The following is a 19,715-nucleotide window of genomic DNA, read 5'->3' as shown; positions in this document are numbered from 1 at the left end:
CACAGAACATCACGCACCGAGCATTAAGCTCCGAGCATCAAGCATCGCCGTTGCGCTGCTCCCATTGTTTGCGGCGCTCGGCTTGCTCTCGGCGCTTGCGCAGGATCCGTTCACGTTTCATTCGCTCGCGCATACGCTGTGGATATCCGGTTTCCTCGACGTCGTAAATTGGAACGTCGAGTGCCCGAGCCACAGCGTCTATTCCTTTTGGCCCTCCGATGCGGCGGCGAATGTAGTCGCCGGTGTCGTCGACAAGCACGATCGACATCTCGTTAACCACAGTTTCCGGCTCCACGAAACCTTCCACCATTCCGCGTCCGCTGACCCAAGAGACCAGTTCTGCGCGGTCTTTGTCACGGATGGTATCGCCCGGAGCGCGAGGGGGCTTGAGCTGTGATTTCGTAGAGTTCCGACGGAATAGGTTAAACACGGTTCACAATTCTAGGGGTAATGCACAAATGTGCGTGTTGACTCATTACACGAAGCACCGTTGATGGCGGTAGGCTGGGATGGCGTAGCTTCTATTTACTAACGACTTTAGAGGAGTCTCTCACACATGTCGCACTCCGTAGAGATGCCCGAGCTGGGCGAATCAGTCACCGAAGGCACCATTACTCAGTGGTTGAAATCCGTCGGCGACACCGTCGAAGCCGATGAGCCTTTGCTTGAGGTTTCCACTGACAAGGTGGACACTGAAGTCCCTTCCCCGGTCTCGGGTACGATCCTCGAGATCAAAGCGGAAGAAGACGACACTGTAGAGGTTGGCGACGTCATTGCCATTATTGGTGATGCGGACGAAGCCGCAGATTCCGACGATTCTGACTCCGACGACGCCGCTGATGCAGATGAGGCCGACGCTGCCGATGACTCCGCATCTGAGGACAAAGCAGACAAGTCCGACAAGAAGTCGGAGAAGAAATCCGGCGGCTCCGGCAAGACCACCGATGTGGAAATGCCAGAACTCGGCGAATCCGTCACCGAAGGCACCATCACCCAGTGGCTGAAATCCGTGGGCGACACCGTCGAAGTAGACGAACCACTACTAGAGGTTTCCACCGACAAGGTTGACACCGAAGTTCCATCCCCAGTAGCTGGCACCATCGTCGAAATCCTTGCCGACGAAGACGACACCGTCGAAGTTGGCGAGGTTATTGTCCGCGTCGGCGACGACAACGCCGCAGCTGGCTCGGATGACTCCGATGACGCTGACGATGCTGATGACTCGGCGGCTGACAACAAGTCCGCAGAGTCCGAGGACAAAGCAGACAAGTCCGACAAGAAGTCGGAGAAGAAATCCGGCGGCTCCGGCAAGACCACCGATGTGGAAATGCCAGAACTCGGCGAATCCGTCACCGAAGGCACCATCACCCAGTGGCTGAAATCCGTGGGCGACACCGTCGAAGTAGACGAACCACTGCTTGAAGTCTCCACCGACAAGGTTGACACCGAAGTTCCATCCCCAGTAGCTGGCACCATCGTCGAAATCCTCGCCGACGAAGACGACACCGTCGAAGTTGGCGAGGTTATTGTCCGCGTCGGCGACGACAACGCCGCAGCTAACTCAGATGACTCCGATGACACTGACGACTCCCCATCTGAGGACAAAGAGGACAAGTCCAACAAGAAGGAATCTGCTTCCGAGAAGAAGGCGGAGAAGAAGTCCGAGGACAAGGAAGAAGCCAACAAGTCTGAGCCGAAGAAGGAACAGTCCAAGGATTCCGGCAAGAAGAACTCCGGCAAGGTTCCTTACGTCACCCCACTGGTACGTAAGTTGGCTGACAAGCACGGCGTCGACTTGAACTCCTTGGAAGGCACCGGCGTTGGCGGACGCATCCGCAAGCAAGACGTCATCGCTGCTGTCGAAGGTGGTTCCGCTGACTCTTCTGCTCAGGATAAGGATGCCGAGAAGACTTCCGGCAAGGACGCCAAGAAATCCGGTTCGAACTGGTCGACCAAGTCTGTCGATCCCGAAAAGGCGGAGCTGCGTGGTACGACGCAGAAGGTTAACCGCATCCGTCAGATCACTGCACAGAAGATGGTGGAAGCACTGCAGATTTCTGCACAGCTGACCCACGTGCAGGAAATCGACATGACCGCGGTATCCAACCTGCGCAAGGCCAACAAGCAGGCGTTTGCTGACAAGCACGGCGCGAAGCTGACCTTCCTGCCGTTCTTCGTTAAGGCCACCGTGGAAGCCTTGGTCTCTCACCCGAACGTGAATGCTTCGTACAACGCAGATACGAAGGAGATGACTTACCACGCAGACGTCAATGTCGCCATCGCGGTAGATACTCCGAAGGGTCTGCTGACTCCAGTCATCAAGAAGGCCCAGGAGAAATCCTTGCCAGAGATCGCTGCAGAGATCGTCGAGCTGGCAGATCGAGCACGCAACAACAAGCTGAAGCCAAACGATCTCACCGGCGCTACCTTCACCGTCACCAACATCGGTTCGGAAGGCGCGCTTCTGGACACCCCAATCCTGGTGCCACCACAGGCCGGTATTTTGGGCACCGCGGTCATCGAGAAGCGCCCAGTCGTCGTCACAGAAGACGGCCAGGATGCCATCGCAATCCGTCAGATGTGCTACCTGCCATTCACCTACGACCACCAGGTGGTCGACGGTGCGGATGCAGGTCGCTTCATCACCACCATCAAGGACCGTCTCGAGACTGCGGATTTCGAATCCGATCTGGAGCTATAAGCTAGCCCGCTAGCCCAACACCGGGTCTTCCCAGCACCGCGTTTCCAGCTACTTTCACTGGCAACGCGGCGGGAAGGCCCGGTTTTCTCATTATGAGCCAACTCACGTAACATAACGGTCATCATGTTAACCGCGGTCACACGGTGACGTGATGTAGAACAACTCAAGCACCCACCAGTGTTCGGTGGAACGTGAGAGACGACCGCCAAGAAGCCAAAAGAGGAACGTATGCGTATCAGCGATTGGTTAAGAGTTGGCTTAGGCATGTTCGTCGTCGCCTTCGGCGCGAATGCCTTCGCCCCATTGATGGTTTCCTACCGTCTAGAAGCAGATCTTAGCGACGGTCAGGTGACGGCTTTCCTCGCGATCTACATCGTTGGTCTTATTCCCGCGCTCATCATCGGCGGCCCCATGTCCGATACCTACGGGCGCCGCGCACTCATTCGTCCAGCGCTAACCTTTTCCTTCATTGGATCCGCTGTGCTCGCGCTCGGTGCATTCGGCCCGGCTATATTCATCGGCGCAGGCCGATTCATTACGGGCTTGGCGACGGGTCTGGTGATGGCTTCGGGTGCTGCCTGGTTGAAGCAGCTTTCTGATGGCCCAGCGATCCAAGGTGCACGTCGGGCCACCATCGCTTTGACATCCGGTTTCGCTGGCGGCCCGCTGGTCGCTGGCATTGTTGCAGAATTCCTGCCGAAACCAGACTTGAGCCCGTATCTGCTGCACTTGGTTCTTGCAGCCATCATCACCCCTTTGGTCTGGAACACCCCAACAGTGCCGACTGAGGGCACGGGCAAGGGTAAGTTGCTGGCTAGCCAGGTGAAAACGTCACGTTTCTGGCTCACGCTGGGTTTGTCTGGCCCGTGGGTTTTCGGTGCTGCATCGACCGCATTCGCTGTCAACACACGCTTGCTCGAAGCGCAGATGGATCACCCAGTCGTCTACACCGGATCCATCGCTTGTTTGGCCATGGTTTTCGGGAACATTATCCAGCGATATGTCGGCGGCTCTCGCACCTACCCTCCTGCGGTTTATGGCTTGTCGCTGATTATCGTCGGTATGCTGTGTTCGATCTGCGTGGCCATTTGGCAAGATTCCATGGTCGGTGTCGTCTTTGGCCTGCTCGCGACTATTCCGCTGGGCTTTGCCTACGGCATCCTGATGTCATCAGGATTGCAAGAAGCACAGCGGCTCGCACCGGACGATGAGCTCGGTGCGGCCAGTGCCTCGTTCTACTCGCTGACCTATATCGGGTTTACCTTCCCGTTTATCATTTCGATTCTGGGGCCAGCAATTGGCTACATCACGTGTTTTTTGTTTGGTATCGCGATGGCGCTATTCACCATCTTCATGGTGCTGCGTTTCGACGGCCGGTTTTTCAAAAAATCCCGTCGCTTCCCACAGCGGACATAGTCCACATCCCGTATCCACATCTCGCGTCCACGTCCCCCATCCACAACCCGCGCCCACAGCCCCGCTGTCTTCGGGGCGCGTTAAAATGTGCACCATGACTGCTCCACGCGCCCCGTTTTTTCCTGCTGATCGTTCTATCCGTGCCAACGAGGACCTCGAGGTCCAGAACCTTGGCACCATTGACTACCAAGAGGCGTGGGATCTACAGGCGAAACTAGCCAAGCAACGCGCCGACGACGAAATCCCAGATCAACTACTGTTTCTGGAGCATCCCGATGTCTATACTGCGGGCAAACGCACCCAACCGTCGGATATGCCCACTAACGGATTACCGACAATCAAGGTGGATCGCGGCGGCCGCATCACTTGGCATGGCCGCGGACAGTTGGTGGTCTATCCCATCATCAAACTTGCGGAACCAGTCGATGTGGTGGATTACGTGCGCCGCCTAGAAGAAGCCATCATTGACGCGCTGACAAAATTCGGCACAAAGAAAGTTGGCCGGATGGAAGGCCGTTCCGGCGTGTGGGTTCCGCATAGTGTACGCGCCGTCGACAAGAATGCTTCCGAACGTGACCGCAAAATCGCGGCTTTGGGCATTCGCGTCACCCGTGGTGTGACAATGCATGGCCTCTCATTGAACTGCAATAACTCGCTAGAATTCTACGACCATATCGTCGCTTGCGGCATCGACGACGCCGATGTCACGACATTATCGCTGGAGCACGGCCGGGATGTGACCACCGCGGAGATGATCCCGCTTTTACACAAATCTTTAGTGCATGCTCTGGCTGGGGATTTGGCTGTCAGCGATCACGATTTGGATACCTCGCGGGTGGGCGACTCGCCACAGTAATCCGCCCCAAAACCCCTCCGCAAACGCTGTATTACAGCGTGCTGGTAAGAACAAACTACTAGGCGTAGGCTGGGGCATTATGAGTGTCACCCCCGAAGGGCGCAAACTGCTGCGCATTGAAAAGCGGAACGCAGAAAATCCTATCGAGAAAAAGCCACGCTGGATCCGCAACCAGGTCCGCAACGGCCCAGAATACAAAGACATGAAAGCCAAGGTCGCTGGCGCCGGTTTGCACACCGTGTGCCAGGAGGCCGGCTGCCCCAATATCCACGAATGTTGGGAATCGCGTGAGGCCACGTTCCTGATTGGCGGCGACCTGTGTACCCGTCGCTGCGACTTCTGCGATATTAAAACCGGCAAGCCAGGGCTGCTTGATACCGATGAGCCGCGTCGCGTTGCAGAAAATATTCGCGAGATGGATCTCAACTACACCACCGTCACTGGCGTTACCCGTGACGACCTGAAGGATGAGGGCGCCTGGCTGTACGCGGAAATCGTGCGCAAGATCCGGGAGCTCAACCCGAATACGGGAATTGAGAACCTTACCCCGGACTTTTCTGGCAAGCCTGATCTGCTGCAAGAAGTTTTTGAGGCTGAGCCGGAGGTCTTCGCGCACAACCTGGAAACCGTTCCGCGCATCTTCAAGCGCATCCGTCCAGCATTCCGCTATGACCGTTCGCTGGATGTAATCCGCCAGGCCCATGATTACGGTCTGATTACCAAATCGAACCTGATTCTGGGTATGGGCGAAACCGAGCAAGAGGTCCTGGATACCCTGCAGGATTTGCGCGATGCCGGTACCGACATCATCACCATCACACAGTATTTGCGGCCGGGACCGCTATTCCACCCGATTGACCGCTGGGTACGCCCAGAAGAATTCGTGGAGCATTCCAAGGCTGCCCGCGAAATGGGTTACGGCGCTGTTATGGCTGGTCCGCTGGTGCGTTCGTCCTACCGCGCAGGCAAGCTCTACGTGCAGGCAATGCAGGCGCGTGGGCGTGAATTACCAGAGCGCCTGTCACATCTGCAGGAAACTTCGCAGGGCCCAACGGCACAGGAAGCATCCTCGCTGTTGAGCAAGTATGGCGCGTCAGAGGCGACTCCGGTAACGACTCGCTAGAGTTCGAACGTGCAACGCGCTTCGGGAATCTGCCCGGAGCGCGTTTTCTTATGAGCACTTATTATTATGAGTGCTGACGATGTTTTAGAAATCGGTTGACTACCCCTTAAAGTGAGAGACATGGCAAAAGACGATAAGGCGAAGCTCAAAGCCCAAAAACGTGAGGCAAAACAAGCCAAGAAAGCGCAGCGCAAGCAAACGCGGTCGCAAATGTGGCAGGCCTTCAACATGCAGCGCAAAGATGATAAAGCGCTGATTCCTTTGATGCTGCTGGCGGTTATTGGCATCGCCGTGCTGTTTTTCTTGCTCGGCATGTTGTGGGGCGGCCAATGGTTCATGCTGCCGGTCGGCATCGTGCTGGGTGCCGTCGTCGCCATGTGGATTTTCACCCGCCGTCTGCAATCATCGATGTACAAGCGCGTTGAGGATCAGCCTGGCGCCGCTGGTTGGACCCTGGACAACCTGCGTAATACCTTCGGCATCATTTGGTTTACCAAGCAGGGCGTCGGCATGACTCGCCAGCAGGATTTGCTGCACCGCGTCGTCGGCAACCCGGGTGTGGTTTTCGTTGGTGAAGGTAACCCCAAGCGCTTGGAGAAACTCGTCGACAAAGAACGCCGCCGCATTGACCGGATCGCCGGTGGTGTGCCAGTACATGTGGTCTACACCGGCACCGGGGAAAACCAGGTTCCGCTGGGCAAGCTACAGCGTAAACTGCTGAAGTTGCCACGCAATTACAGTAAAACCGAGGTATACGATATCAACGCGCGTATCGAGGCCATGGATTCAGCAGCCGGACCAGGCGCTGGCATGCCGAAAGGCCCACTGCCGCAACAGGCGCAGAACCCTTCCGGCATGAACCGCCGTATGCGCCGCATGAATGCCAAAAAGGGCAAATAAGCACCATTAATTCGTGCGAATAACTGCGGTTCCAGTCGCGCGGTCGTGCATGCCACGGCCGTCGGAATCGACCATCACCGCCGGGAAGAAACAGGCGGTGAGCAACGTACGCACGACAGCGCGCCACAAGCCGACGCGTTCTTCCGCGTCCACCCGGGCCACGCCCATCCCCAGCAGCATCATGCCTGGGGTGCGCGCGAACAGCCAGCCAAAAATTATGCCGATGGCAATCCACAACAGGTAATTCCAGGTAGTGGTAGCACCCTGGCTGATATCAGCACTGCCGAGCCCGTAACGAAGGCCGAATGCTAGTGCAAGCGCCACAAACCAATCAATGAGCACGGCTAATGCACGCTTGCCCACCGGCGCTAGCGAGCCGCGCCCGTTTTTCGGCATACCAAGTTTTTCACCGGGCCACCGACTTGGTGAATTCGGATCTTCATTTTCACCGGGAATTGCTGGTCCATCCAGCCAGCTTCGCTTATTCTCCGCCATGCTCTCTAATCTACAAGCCGGGGTTAGGGCAGCGAAACCAGAGGGATGATGCCGTTAATCTCGCGGGATCCGTTGATAGATTTCCTGCGCCATGGCAGCTTGCCCGGCAGCTGTCGGATGATACGGAAACGATCCCGTCGCCGTCCCCGAAAGATCGACCCAACGCTGCTCTGGTTCGGCACAAACTGTATGCTTGTCGGCCTCGGCAGGCAGCACGAACTGCACGTCGTGCGCCTGCGCCGCTTGTGCGACAGCCTGGTTGAGCTGCTGGATGACAGTTTGTAGCCAGGTGCGGTCAGGCCCGGAAATGGCGGCAATTTCGGCGCAGTCGTCCAATGCACCAAGCAAGGGAAGATAACCCGTGGCGATAATCTGCGCTTCGGGTGCCCGGGAACGGATCTCAGCAAAAATTTCGTGTAGTCGGTCTTCCACCACACGGGTTTCGTGTTCAACCTTCCGGTCCATATAGGCGCCGCAGTTGGAAGGTTCGGCGGTCTCGAGGGCGTGCTGTGCGCACCACACCATTTCTCCGAAGCCAATGTCGTTACCACCAATGGTCAATGTCACCAGATCGACGGTTCTGTCGGTTGCGCCGTCGTCTGTCTCGCTTAAAGCGTGCAACTGCGCGGGCACTTCTACCCCACCGGCGTCGCGGGTTGCGGTGAGGTTGTCGATGATCGCGCCTTGGCAACTACGATCAATAACGGTATTTGCAGCAAGCAGATCACCGAGCACAGCGGGATAATTATCTGGTGAACGCCGACAAAAATCTGCCGCCAGATCACCGGAATCGTCGGCTCCGGCACGCGAGGCCATCGCGGCATAGGAATCCCCGAGTGCCACATAGGTATCAATAGCCGGTTCAGAAGCTGGTTCAGTACCTGGTTCAGAAGCCGCTTCAGAGCCATCGTCGTTGTCCACACCGGCACTGCATGCGCTAAGTACTAGCCCACTGCTGAGCAACAACGCGGGCACGGCGCGGCGCCATTTCCGAGTCAGGGTCTGGGCCTGAAGCTCGTTCTGGTTCTGCGTATGGCGCTGTGCTTGAGGCGCGGGAACATCGTCGGCATTTTTCGCACGCAATCGCCGCGGCGCATTAACCATTGCGCTTGTTAAACCCGAGACGGGGCCGAAAACGAGCGGGATTTTTCATCTGTGCCACAGCATCGGCAATCACCATCCGGTGCCGGGCAGATAATGATTGTGGCAAATGCGCCACCGAGCACCATTGCACGTCCACGGACTCGTCGTCGGCAACGCGTGGCTGCTGATCGTATGCGCCCACCAACCGCGCGGAAATTGCAGTATCCATAAATTGGCACACATCCCCATTCGGGTACGTCACCGGACCCACTGCCCCAGATCCCAGCAATGCCACGGGCTCGATATCTAACCCAGTTTCTTCCTTGACCTCGCGCACGGCGGTGTCATGGGGTTGTTCACCCGGTTCACAAATGCCACCAATGGGAGTCCAATCTCCACTATCGGCCCGTTGGACCAGCAGAACCGTCGGCACCTCCCAAATGGGGGCATCAGCCGGGACTTCGCGGATGACGACGGTAGTCGTCGCAGGAATCCACAGGGGTGCCGAACCGATATGTTTGCGCAGTTCCGTAATAAATTCCGGGATAGCCATATCTGCATTCTAGCGGGAGCAGACAACCCAGCTCTCCTGCAAGCACAACTCGACATTGCCTATTACGGCGCTGCCTACCACTGCGTTGTCTACCACGTGGTGGTCGTCGTTGCGGCTTGCGGGACAATGCTGCCAATAATGCGCTGAAATTCCGTCGCCGGGGTATATGACACACTGATGTCCCCGTTGTTTCCATCCACAGGTTCATCCCCGTTGCACTGGTGCGCCGCCTGCTGTGTCGTAGTGCCGGAGACTAAGCCAACGATGACTTGCTCGCCGTTAAGCTCGGCATACACTGGGCCACCAGAATCACCCGTGGTCGCGCACAGAGCAGCGCGGGCGGACCTGGCATCCAGCACCGAACCGTCATGGGTATTCAATTTGCCCAACGCCTGCGCCGCGGTCGTGTCCCCACACGTGATTCCAGTGATACGGCCGTTTTTACACACGTGCTCCGGCAAGAAGTCCAGCCGATCGGCAATCGCGGTTGCCATCGGGTTTAGCGCTGCTTCGGATCCACCGGCCACGCTGGCATCATAGGCATTGGCATTAAGCTCAATGATTGCGATATCCAAATCGGAAGAATCCACAGTGTAGAGGTCAGAGTAGATAAAAGACCCTATCGGTTCTGCTGGCCACTGGAAACGGTTATTTGCCTGCCCCGCCCACACGAGATCGCCTTCCCGCCCACAATGAGAAGCAGTAATCGCATAGCCCGTGCCTGCTTCATCGGTAAAAGAATAGGCAACGGTGCAGATATTGTAATGAAACTGCTCGCCGGGCTGGGGTACGTGCGTAGAAATATCAATCGGTGCGCCCGGCGCTAAAGGGGATTGTGTTGGGTGAATGATCCGGGTCTGCGATTGCGGTTCTTGCCCAAGGCGTTGTTGATCCGCCCCCGTGAGGGCATCAGCGCGCGGCGGTGGTGCAGGTAAAGAGCGCGGTTGCGCTGGATCAAACTCAGCAGCCATATCCGCGCCCTCCGGGAAGCCATCCGCGGCCGAGCCACCGCTAGGATCGCCCTCCCCGAACGCGGAGATTCCAGTACTGGTGCAGGCAGAAACAAACAGCAACACAGCGCACATCACCGCTAATACCCCGGTGCGGCTGTGGCTAGTGCCACCGACGCTGCTATAGCCAGAGCCAGCGTCGGCCTGCTGTTTCTGCCCAATCATAGCTACAGAGTATAGCCACAACCGGTGCTGATTACCGCACGTTGGTTTCTGCGATGGAACTGCGGATATAGTCTTTGACCTTGTCAGCATCATTATCAAGGTCCGCGACGTGGCGTCCGGCATCCATAATTCCGGCAAACCGCTGCGGCATATCCGGGGCAGTTCCCAGGGCCTCTTTGATAGTGTCGGCGAATTTCACCGGCAAGGCTGTTTCCAGACAGACCACCGGGCTGGTGACGTCGTGTTCGGCTACGGCATCCCAGGCCACCTTGATGCCATCAGCGGTGTGCGGATCCACCAACACTTCATGGTCTTTATGTACCTGGACGATCGTCGCCAAGCGGTCCGCGTGCAGCGAGCGCCCGGAGACGAACCCGAACTCATCGCGCGCACGCGCCAGCAGGTCGTCGGCAAGCGCAAAACCACCATCCTTGATGCGGTGGCCGAACAGGTCTGCCACCTGGGCGGCATCGCGATCCAGCAAGTCCGCAATGAAACGCTCGAAATTCGACGCGCGGGAAATATCCATCGACGGCGAGGAAGTCTCGTGGGTATCCGCGGCAGAGCGCGGCCGGTATTGCCCGGTGCGGAAAAACTCGTCCAGCACGTCGTTTTCATTCGTGGCGACGATCAGCCGGTCGATTGGCAACCCCATTTGGCGTGCGATGTGCCCTGCACAAATATCGCCGAAGTTGCCCGTCGGCACGCTAAACGAGACCTTCTGCGAATAATCACCGGTGGCGTCGGTGACTTTGATCCAGCAGGAAACGTAATACACGATCTGCGCCAGCAGTCGCGCCCAGTTAATCGAATTCACCGCGCCGATGCGGTAATCGCGCTTGAAAGCCTCATCCGCGCTGACGGCCTTGACGACGTCCTGGCAATCATCGAAGACACCATCGAGGGCAATATTGAAAATATTCTCATCGTCTAACCCAAACATCTGCGCCTGCTGGAACGGCGTCATCCGTCCTTTCGGCGTCAGCATAAACACACGGATACCTTGCCGCCCACGCATGGCGTATTCCGCTGATGAGCCGGTATCGCCGGAAGTCGCGCCCAGAATATTCAACGTGGTGTCGCGGCGCGCCAATTCGTATTCGAAAAGCTCGCCGAGCAGCTGCATAGCCATGTCTTTAAACGCTGCGGTTGGGCCTTCAGACAAGTGGCCGATATAAAACTGCTCATCCAGCTTGGTCACCGGCACGATTTCTTCGTGGGCGAATTTCTCGGTGCTATAGGCCCTGTGCGCCATGGCTTCGAGCTCGTCGGCAGGAATATCGTCGACGAACAACTTCAGGATTTCTGCTGCCAGCCCGGCGTATCCGTGGGTGCGCGAGGTCTCCCGGAGTTCTGCTAATTTCTCTGCGCCGAGATGCGGGTAGCTCGTCGGCAAATAGAGCCCGCCGTCAGCGGCAAGGCCACCGAGTAAGATGTCGGTAAATTGTGCGGGTTGGGCCTGGGTATCACGAGTCGAAATATAATCCACGGGTTTCATCTTAGCGTCTACCTACAATGGCTCGTATGGAAAATCGCGCCAAATCAGCTTCTCAGACTGCCACTGCTGCCCCGCACCCACGTGATGTGGTGACCCGCCGGGCGCTGCTGGTGTGGGTAGGTGGCGTGGCCTGCTATATCGTCGCGATTACCGGGCGGACGTCATTTGGCGTGGCCAGCGTGGATGCGATTGAGCGCTTTCAGGTGGATGCTTCGCGCATCGCGGTCTTCGCTGCTGTCCAGCTTGGGGTGTATGCGTTGGCGCAGATTCCAACAGGGTTAGGCATCGACAAGTTTGGCCCACGGGCGATGGTGATTGTCGGCGCGGTAGTCATGGGACTCGGGCAATTCATTTTGGCCTTGACGACATCATATCCGCTGGCTATTGGCGCGCGGGTGCTGATCGGCGCGGGGGATGCTTCGGCTTTTCTGGCGGTCATGCGGCTTCTGCCCTATTGGTTCCCACTGCGCAAAACTCCATTATTTACGCAGTTGACGGGCGCGATTGGGCAGACTGGCCAGTTTATTTCCGCGGTACCGTTTTTGGCCCTGCTGGGTGCTGCCGGTTGGACGGCATCGTTTGTCACTCTGGGCGCGGCGAGCATATTAATCGCCGGGCTGGCTGGACTCGCGATTAAGGATCTTCCCGACGTCGATCGCCACACTATGGGGCAAGGCTCAAAGGTCAAAGATGCAGCGTCGATGAAAAATGCAGCTCCGAAAGACGACGCGTCGCCAGATACCAACATTGCTTCCCTGGCCGCCCGGATTCGTGCGCTCGTGCGCACTCCAGTGGCATGGCAAGGGTTTTTCATGCACTACTCGTGCCTGATGTTCCAGCTGGTGTTTTTGATGATGTGGGGATTTCCTTTAATCACTCTCGGCATGGGGTTAAGTTCCGAACAAGCCGGTGCAGTCTTAGCCATCAACACCGTCGTTACGGTTGCTTCCGGTCCCCTGCACGGCATGTTTTCGGCGCGCTTGGGAGCTACCCGACATTGGGCCGTCGTAGTGTTTTCCACCACGATTGTGCTTACTTGGGTGGTGTTTTTCGCTACCGGCACTCCACGTGGGATGGCGGCAATCGTTGTGGTGAATGTGGTTGTTGCACTGTGTGCCGCATCAGCGAATTACGGTTTTGATAATGTCCGTGAGGGTGTCTCGCGAGAGACCGTCGCGACGGCTACGGGGCTGGCGAATATGGGTGGTTTTCTTTCCGGTATGGCGGCATCACAGGGAATCGGCATTGTCTTGGATATTTCTGCCGATGGTGCCGCATATAGTTGGACGGATTTTCAACTCGCTGCACTTGCTGGTGGCAGCGTGTGGGCGGTGGGTATTGCTGGCTTATTCTGCGCTACGGCTTGGCGAACACGCGAGATTCAACGCGTGCGTTCGGGTGGCACTGCGGCTCCTGCTGGTTCTGCTGCTGCAGCGGCTTCAAAGGGCAACAGCACTGCGACACAGCACGGTCTGGTGATCCACGAAGCAACCACACCGGAACCGGAAAACCGCACTGATTAGTCTGAGCTGGGTGATTCCAGTGGTTCGCCGTCAATGGGATAATTCGAAATAGCACTAAGCGGGGCGTCGATAAGCCCTAAATCGAAGGCATAGAGAACCCGATCGCGGTCAACATAAGAAATATCGCCGCGCTCGATGGCATCATGCAAAATATTCTCGAGCATAACCCGCATAGCGGCACGGTTCTCGTGGTCTACTTGAAGCACGATTTCGGGCCAATTATCTGGATTCATATAGTCCGCAGAAATGCCAAGAATTGAAGCGAGTTCTGCCAACCGCTGACCATAAATCTGCGGGGAAATTTCTGATTTTGGGGCGGCCGCAATACTACTGCCTGCCGCTGCCTGATCTTCGAATGGATGCGGTTGATCATCAAGCATCGAGCCAACGGTTTGCTCGTTATGCTTGTCCGAGCTATTGATCACCATCGGGACAACGAAAACACCGGCGAGCACTATCACCAAGCCAAGCGCACCGTAAATCCACCAGGTGCGTGATGCCTTGTGCGTGTTAGTTGTCGGTTTCGACATGTCGGCTATCTCTTCCTTATACGCGCTATTCCAGTTATGACGCTTATCGGGGTTAGCATAACCAGGTTATGTGATTTTCACAGTAGATAAACCTGTCAATATGCTATGCGTCTCACATAACTAGCACCCCAAAACTAGTGGCGCGGTGGATTCCGCCGCCCGGATAGAATGTCGCCGAGCGAGCGCATCGCCGCATCCCCAATGTGCTGCGTCACTGGGTTGTTGTTGACGGTGCGCGTTACGCGATCGAAGATGCCAGACCATTCCCCACCATCACGCGGGTGTGTAAACCGGACATGCTGATTTTCTTGCCGACGATGAGCATCTGCATCATTCCGGGCGTCGGCATAATCGACATCATCAAGGTCATCGACATCATCACTGTGGAGTCGTTCGGCCTTCCGAGCCCGTTCGTTGTTTTGGATCTCCGCGACTTTGCTTGCACTCATGCCGTCGCTATCGACCCGGACATGACGGGAATCCTCATCAAATTCCACATACGTATCGCTGGCGATTCCGATGTGCTCTGCCATCGCGACCAATTCTTGCAGGTCCGCCAGCGTGGCATTGTCAACGTTGAATGAGAGTGACAGTCCCATAATCATTTCCTTTCGCCGCCAAAGGTTGGTGTGCCATCGAGTTTATCCACATTCGGCTCTGCGCATTCAGTCATATTCATAAGAATCGGGTTCACCCCAGAAAACTTGATCCACCACTCGACGCGCATGGCGGGTTGCCTTCAGATAAGCCTCAAGAAATTCCTGGTTGTCTTCCGGTGCCCACCCGGCCACACCGGCAACTTGTGCCAGATGATTGCCGGGCTGCGGCAGTTGATCCACACGTTTGCCGCGTACTAATACCAGTGCATTGCGGGCATTCGTCGCCATTAACCAAGCTTCGCGTAACTGCTCGGTTTCATTGTCCGTCAAAATCTCGCAGTCTCGCAATGCATCGAGTGCGTCCAATGTCGACGGGGTGCGTAGCTCATGGTGCTGCGCAGCGTGCATCATGATCAACAGCTGCACGGTCCATTCCACGTCGGTCAGCCCACCGCGGCCAAGCTTCGTGTGCGTATTGCGATCTGCCCCACGAGGCAAGCGTTCGTTATCTACACGTGCTTTGATTCGCCGAATCTCACGGATCGTCGATTTAGAGATCCCACTGGCCGGATAACGGAAATCATTGATCATCTCGATAAACGCCGCACCGACTTCCGCATCACCTGCCACCACGTTGGCCCGCAACAGCGCCTGGATTTCCCAGGATTCTCCCCATTGCGAGTAGTAGCGCCGGTAAGACGCAATGCTGCGCACCACTGCCCCGCTTCGGCCCTCCGGGCGCAGCCCCAAGTCCACCTCCAGCGGCGGATCACCAGAGGGTTTCGCCAGGCGTGCGCGAAGCTTGTCGACGATCTTTTTCGCCCAGTTCATGGCCTCGGTTTCGTCTTCGCCCGCGGTGGGTTCAGCCACCATGAGCACGTCTGCGTCTGAGCCAAAGCCAAGCTCTTGACCACCCAGGCGGCCCATGCCGATCACCGCGATGCGCGCCGGTGGTTCTTCGCGGTCGAGTTCTCGCAGGCTGGCACGGACTTCTGCACGAATTGCGGCTTCCAGCACCGCATCCCAAATCAGTGACAGCTCTCGACACACGCGCTCGACCGGCATGAAACCAAGTTGATCCGCCGATGCGATCCGGGCCAGCTCCACGCGTCGTAAAGAGCGCGCTACCGCCACTGCTTTGTCTGGGTCAGCGTGGCGTTTCGACGAGTTCACCAAGGACTTCGACACTTGCTGTGGGTTGGTCTCCAGGAATTTCGGGCCGTTCGCGCCATCGGATAGCAACTTGACGGTATCGGGCGCGTTGATGATCAACTCCGCTGTGTACGGCGAATTACCCAGGATTGACATCAGCCGCTTGCCGACGATTCCTTCATCGCGCAGCATGCGCAAAAACCAGGAACGATCAAAGGCGGCATCCGAAAGTTTGCGGTAATTAAGTAGGCCAGCATCGGGGTCGGCGGTATTTGCAAGCCATTCCATCAGCCCGGGTAGCAGAATCGATTGGATACGCGCTTTGCGTGAGGTACCGGATGCCAACTTGGTGAGGTGATCGAACGCGCGACCAGGATGCCGGTAGCCCAACGCAGAAAGCTGTAGTTTCGCGGCCGCTGGCGAAAGCTTGAGTTCTTCGGCCGACATAGAAGCCACAGAATCCAACAATGGCCGGTAAAACAACCGTGAGTGCAGCTCGGAAATACGCACACGGACTTTGCGCAAGTGGTTAACCATCAAGTCATACGATGATTTTGAGCCATGCGCATCAAACCCGGCAGCGCGTGCCAGCCAGCGCAGCGCGTCGGTGTCATCGTCTGCTGGCATAGTGTGGGTGCGCCGAAAACGCTGCAATTGCAGGCGGTGTTCCAGCAAGCGCAAAAACTCATACGCTTCGATGAGCTGCCAGGAATCCTCGCGGCCGATATAACCGGAAGACTTCAATGCCTCGAGCGCTTCGACGGTGGATAGCACCCGCAGGCGTTCATCAGACCGGCCATGGACGAGTTGCAACAGCTGTACAGCAAATTCGACATCCCGCATGCCACCGGTGCCGAGTTTTAATTCGCGGGTCCGCATGTCTTTGGGCACGTTAGCGAGTACACGCCGACGCATCGCTTGGACGTCTTCGACGAAGGAGTCACGCTCCGATGCCGTCCACACCATCGGACGGATTGCGTCTTCGTAGCGGTGGCCCAGAGGTAGGTAACCGGTTTGGGCGCGGGCTTTCAGCAGTGCTTGAAATTCCCAGGTTTCGGCCCAGCGCCGGTAGTACTTGATATGCGATTCCAGGGTGCGCACCAACGCGCCGGATTTGCCTTCTGGGCGCAGGTTGGGGTCTACCTCGAAAAATGCGGCCGAGCCGATGCGGTTGAACTCAGCAGCCAAGCGCGTGGCTTTGTTGCTGGCGGGTGCGGCAACAAAAATGACATCGACGTCGGAGATGTAGTTCAGCTCCTGCGCGCCGCACTTGCCCATCGCGATAACCGCTAGCCGGGCGTCAACCGGCTTCGGGGGCTTGTTTTTTGTGGTGTTCTTCGTGGTGCTCTTTGTGGTCACCGCACCTGATTCGGTAGCGCCACCAACGCACGGGCCATAGACCTCAGCCACCGCAACCGCGAGTGCCGCGGTCAATGCAGCATCAGCCAAATCAGACAGCGCACCGGTAATCGTGCTAAACAACAGCTTCGGTTGCGGTTCGGTTTGGCCTTTGCGCGCAAAATAGCTCCCAGCCAGATCATGCGCGGCGATTCGCAGCATCAACGTGCGGTAGGCATCACGCAACGCACAGGTAGCATCGCTACCGGTCATCGCCGCGCGGTAGGTACCAGGCGTCGACAAGTCAGAGCTAGCCGGGTCGGGCGCATCGTCGTTGTCAGGCTCGGCACCGGAACCTGTATTAGAACCTGCACCAGCTGTTGTGCCGGGTCCGGAATCAGAATCAGCGTCCGAGTCCGCGAAATCAGCAACCTGAGCCCCCACTGCCTGCAGCATTTGCTGGAACATCTCAGATTTTTCCGGCAGGGGCTTGAGAAGTTCTTTCCACGTCTCCGGGTGGGCCGCCACATGATCGCCCAATAGCGTGGACCCACCCAACAAAGCGAAAAATCGTACTCGTAATGCTTCGTCTTCGCACAGCTGGGTGGTTAATTCTGCGCCGTCATCATCCAGGTTTCCGGCCATGCGAATGAGCGTATTCAGCGCGAGGTCCTGGTCAGATGCCGCAGCCAGGCACCACAGCAATGCGGTGTGTTCGGGCTTATTCCAACCAAGCCAGGAGATGTCTTCGCTGGCTTTTGGGCTAGATAACCCAAGGGTGGCAGTCGATGGGATAGATGGTCGGTTCGAACTCACAGTAATGCTCAGCTCTTTGGAATATGTGGTTGGCGGTGTCGGTGAGCGCGGTGTCACCACACGATGACCCAGGTGCTAGCACCGGGCACGGTAAAAAGCGTTGATGGGCCGAACGCTAATAATTCAAGTTATTGTGCAGCTCAAAGGAAGTAATTTGCTGTTGATAATTGCGGAATTCCTCCCATTTAGAACGCAAGAAGAATTCGAAGACGTTTTCGCCCAATACTTCCGCCATGAACTCGGAGTTTTCTAGTTTGCGCAGCGCGTGGTCCAACGAATTTGGCAAATCGATATAGCCCATCGCGCGACGCTCACGACGGGTAAGTTCCTGCACATTGTCCTCGGCAGGTTCACCGAGTTGATAATTTTCGCGGATTCCGCGCAAACCAGCAGCCAACAGCACCGAATACGCCAAATACGGGTTGGCCGAAGAATCCAAACTGCGGATTTCCACGCGGCGCGATTCAGGTTTGTTCAGCCGGTAGGTTGGCACCCGCACCATGGCAGATCGGTTCGATACTCCCCAGGTGGCAGCGCCGGGAGCTTCGTTGCCAAACATCAAGCGCTTGTAAGAATTGACCCATTGGTTGGTCACCGCGGTCAGCTCTGGTGCGTGGTGCAAAATTCCGGCGATAAATTGTTTCGCGGTCGTTGACAAGCAGAATTCATCGTCCGGATCGTGGAAGGCGTTGGAATCGCCTTCGAACAATGACAGGTGGGTGTGCATGCCAGAACCGGTCCAATCTTTGTGTGGCTTCGGCATAAACGTAGCCCGCGCGCCCTGCTGCTGTGCCACCTTTTTGATCAGGTAGCGGAAGGTCATGATGTTATCCGACATCGTCAACGCATCGGTGTGGCGCAAGTCGATTTCTTGCTGGCCCGGGCTGGTTTCGTGGTGCGAAAATTCGGTAACAATACCGACGTTTTCTAGAATCTGAATGGCGGTACGACGAAACTCTGGCGCCAGATTCATCGTTGATTGGTCAAAATAACCGCCGTTATCGGTCGGGCGCAGATCCGCTTCATCGTCGGTCTGCTGCAGCAAATAAAATTCGATTTCCGGTCCAATCATGCAGGTAAATCCGTCATCGGCGGCTTCTTCTACCTGGCGGCGCAAAATATTCCGTGGGTCTACCACCGAGGGACTACCGTCGGGTTGGACAATATCGCAGAACATGCGCGCAGTCAGCAAAGAGTCATTGCCGCTTTCCGAGGGCATGATTTTAAACGTGGAAGGATCCGGCATCGCGATGGTGTCAGACTCCGCGACGCGAGAGAACCCTTCTACCGAGGAACCGTCGAAACCGACGCCTTCTTCAAATGCGTTTTCCAGCTCTGCCGGTGACATATCCACGGATTTCAGGGCGCCGGTGATATCGGTAAACCAGAGGCGGATAAAACGCACGTCGCGTTCCTCGACGGTGCGCAAGACGTAATCGTGTTGACTGTTCATGGTGCCCAGTCTAGGCAACCGCGATCACATTGGCGCCGTGCTGGGATTATTTTTCCCAATCCGCAGGCTGACCCCAGTCGTCTTCGTCGTCTTCTGCCTGGTCAGCGGCGTCGTTACGCTTTTGTGCAATTTCGAATGCGTTTTCGGCTAATTCTTTGCTGTCGTATGGCCCCATGCGGTTATTCCACCCTGCCACCTTGCCTTTTGTGACTTCCCCGGTGGAGGGATTGAAAAACCATTGTTCGTCTGCGTGTGCCATGCTGTGCTCCTTGCTGACTTTTCTGTTGATCACCCGGGCGATTTACCACCTGCGCGCCATGCACCGACGGCGCCCCAGGTCGGACCGTTGCGATGCGAGTGCCGCGACGGTGGATTGGGCAGTTTCAGTATAAATCTGGCTACCCACCAGCACAGCTAAACAGGTAAAATTGCCCGAGATTACTGACTTCGTTCGCGAGCACCGAGCTATTTCTAAGCCATTCCCGAGCCATTTCCGAGCTATTT

At 56.8% G+C, this 19,715-nt stretch carries 17 protein-coding genes; 6 read left to right on the top strand and 11 right to left on the bottom strand.

From position 1 onward, the window contains the following. Positions 1-37 precede the first annotated feature (37 nt). Positions 38-430 (bottom strand): hypothetical protein, encoded by a 393-nt coding sequence (locus B142_RS0105075; protein WP_018120465.1) that lies wholly within the window; start codon positions 428-430, stop codon positions 38-40. 126 nt (positions 431-556) lie between these two features. Between B142_RS0105075 and sucB the strand changes: the two genes are divergently transcribed. From sucB to B142_RS0105050, 5 genes are all read left to right on the top strand, one after another. After that, positions 557-2,701 carry a 2-oxoglutarate dehydrogenase, E2 component, dihydrolipoamide succinyltransferase gene (gene sucB / locus B142_RS0105070; protein WP_018120464.1) on the top strand — a complete coding sequence of 715 codons (2,145 nt, stop codon included), beginning with the start codon at positions 557-559 and terminating at the stop codon, positions 2,699-2,701. Between the two features lie 228 nt (positions 2,702-2,929). Next, on the top strand, positions 2,930-4,117 hold the full coding sequence (locus tag B142_RS0105065; protein ID WP_155860938.1) for an MFS transporter: 1,188 nt from the start codon (positions 2,930-2,932) through the stop codon (positions 4,115-4,117). Between the two features lie 94 nt (positions 4,118-4,211). Next, positions 4,212-4,973, top strand: coding sequence for a lipoyl(octanoyl) transferase LipB (lipB, locus tag B142_RS0105060; RefSeq protein ID WP_018120462.1), 762 nt, complete (start codon positions 4,212-4,214; stop codon positions 4,971-4,973). Positions 4,974-5,052: 79 nt separating this feature from the next. Further along, positions 5,053-6,096 (top strand): lipoyl synthase, encoded by a 1,044-nt coding sequence (gene lipA / locus B142_RS0105055; RefSeq protein ID WP_018120461.1) that lies wholly within the window; start codon positions 5,053-5,055, stop codon positions 6,094-6,096. Positions 6,097-6,216: 120 nt separating this feature from the next. Then, positions 6,217-6,996, top strand: a complete 780-nt coding sequence (locus B142_RS0105050) for a DUF4191 domain-containing protein (RefSeq protein ID WP_018120460.1) — start codon at positions 6,217-6,219, stop codon at positions 6,994-6,996. A 6-nt stretch (positions 6,997-7,002) separates the two neighbouring features. Here the strand turns inward: B142_RS0105050 and B142_RS0105045 are convergent, their stop codons facing one another. The 5 genes from B142_RS0105045 to thrC form a co-directional block, all read right to left on the bottom strand. Continuing rightward, a complete protein-coding gene (locus B142_RS0105045) occupies positions 7,003-7,491 on the bottom strand; it encodes an RDD family protein (protein WP_018120459.1) in 489 nt (162 codons plus the stop codon). 54 nt (positions 7,492-7,545) lie between these two features. Next, positions 7,546-8,595 carry an SGNH/GDSL hydrolase family protein gene (locus B142_RS0105040; RefSeq protein ID WP_018120458.1) on the bottom strand — a complete coding sequence of 350 codons (1,050 nt, stop codon included), beginning with the start codon at positions 8,593-8,595 and terminating at the stop codon, positions 7,546-7,548. Continuing rightward, positions 8,588-9,127, bottom strand: coding sequence for an NUDIX hydrolase (locus B142_RS0105035; RefSeq protein WP_018120457.1), 540 nt, complete (start codon positions 9,125-9,127; stop codon positions 8,588-8,590). Before B142_RS0105035 ends, B142_RS0105040 begins: the two co-directional genes overlap by 8 nt. 89 nt (positions 9,128-9,216) lie before the next feature. After that, the gene (locus B142_RS11965; RefSeq protein WP_018120456.1) at positions 9,217-10,302 is read right to left on the bottom strand and encodes a trypsin-like serine protease; all 1,086 of its coding nucleotides are present in this window, start codon (positions 10,300-10,302) and stop codon (positions 9,217-9,219) included. 31 nt (positions 10,303-10,333) lie between these two features. Continuing rightward, positions 10,334-11,791, bottom strand: a complete 1,458-nt coding sequence (gene thrC, locus B142_RS0105025) for a threonine synthase (protein ID WP_026167855.1) — start codon at positions 11,789-11,791, stop codon at positions 10,334-10,336. Between the two features lie 35 nt (positions 11,792-11,826). On the opposite strand from thrC, the gene B142_RS0105020 reads away from it, so the two are divergent. Further along, on the top strand, positions 11,827-13,323 hold the full coding sequence (locus B142_RS0105020) for an MFS transporter (RefSeq protein ID WP_018120454.1): 1,497 nt from the start codon (positions 11,827-11,829) through the stop codon (positions 13,321-13,323). On the opposite strand, the gene B142_RS0105015 is transcribed toward B142_RS0105020, so the two are convergent. From B142_RS0105015 to B142_RS0104995, 5 genes are all read right to left on the bottom strand, one after another. Then, positions 13,320-13,853 (bottom strand): hypothetical protein, encoded by a 534-nt coding sequence (locus B142_RS0105015; RefSeq protein ID WP_018120453.1) that lies wholly within the window; start codon positions 13,851-13,853, stop codon positions 13,320-13,322. The two genes, B142_RS0105020 and B142_RS0105015, sit on opposite strands and share 4 nt — an antisense overlap. 134 nt (positions 13,854-13,987) lie before the next feature. After that, positions 13,988-14,452: a hypothetical protein gene (locus B142_RS0105010; protein ID WP_018120452.1), complete on the bottom strand. Its 465-nt coding sequence runs from the start codon at positions 14,450-14,452 to the stop codon at positions 13,988-13,990. A 66-nt stretch (positions 14,453-14,518) separates the two neighbouring features. Further along, positions 14,519-17,758, bottom strand: coding sequence for a bifunctional [glutamine synthetase] adenylyltransferase/[glutamine synthetase]-adenylyl-L-tyrosine phosphorylase (locus B142_RS0105005; RefSeq protein WP_018120451.1), 3,240 nt, complete (start codon positions 17,756-17,758; stop codon positions 14,519-14,521). 115 nt (positions 17,759-17,873) lie between these two features. Further along, positions 17,874-19,211 carry a type I glutamate--ammonia ligase gene (glnA, locus tag B142_RS0105000; RefSeq protein WP_018120450.1) on the bottom strand — a complete coding sequence of 446 codons (1,338 nt, stop codon included), beginning with the start codon at positions 19,209-19,211 and terminating at the stop codon, positions 17,874-17,876. 46 nt (positions 19,212-19,257) lie between these two features. After that, the gene (locus tag B142_RS0104995; protein WP_018120449.1) at positions 19,258-19,470 is read right to left on the bottom strand and encodes a hypothetical protein; all 213 of its coding nucleotides are present in this window, start codon (positions 19,468-19,470) and stop codon (positions 19,258-19,260) included. Between the last annotated feature and the right edge of the window lie 245 nt (positions 19,471-19,715).

The organism is Corynebacterium propinquum DSM 44285 (assembly GCF_000375525.1).
Lineage (GTDB): Bacteria > Actinomycetota > Actinomycetes > Mycobacteriales > Mycobacteriaceae > Corynebacterium > Corynebacterium propinquum.
The sequence above is the reverse complement of the archived record's forward strand: the minus strand, read 5'-3'. Positions and strand labels throughout refer to the sequence as shown.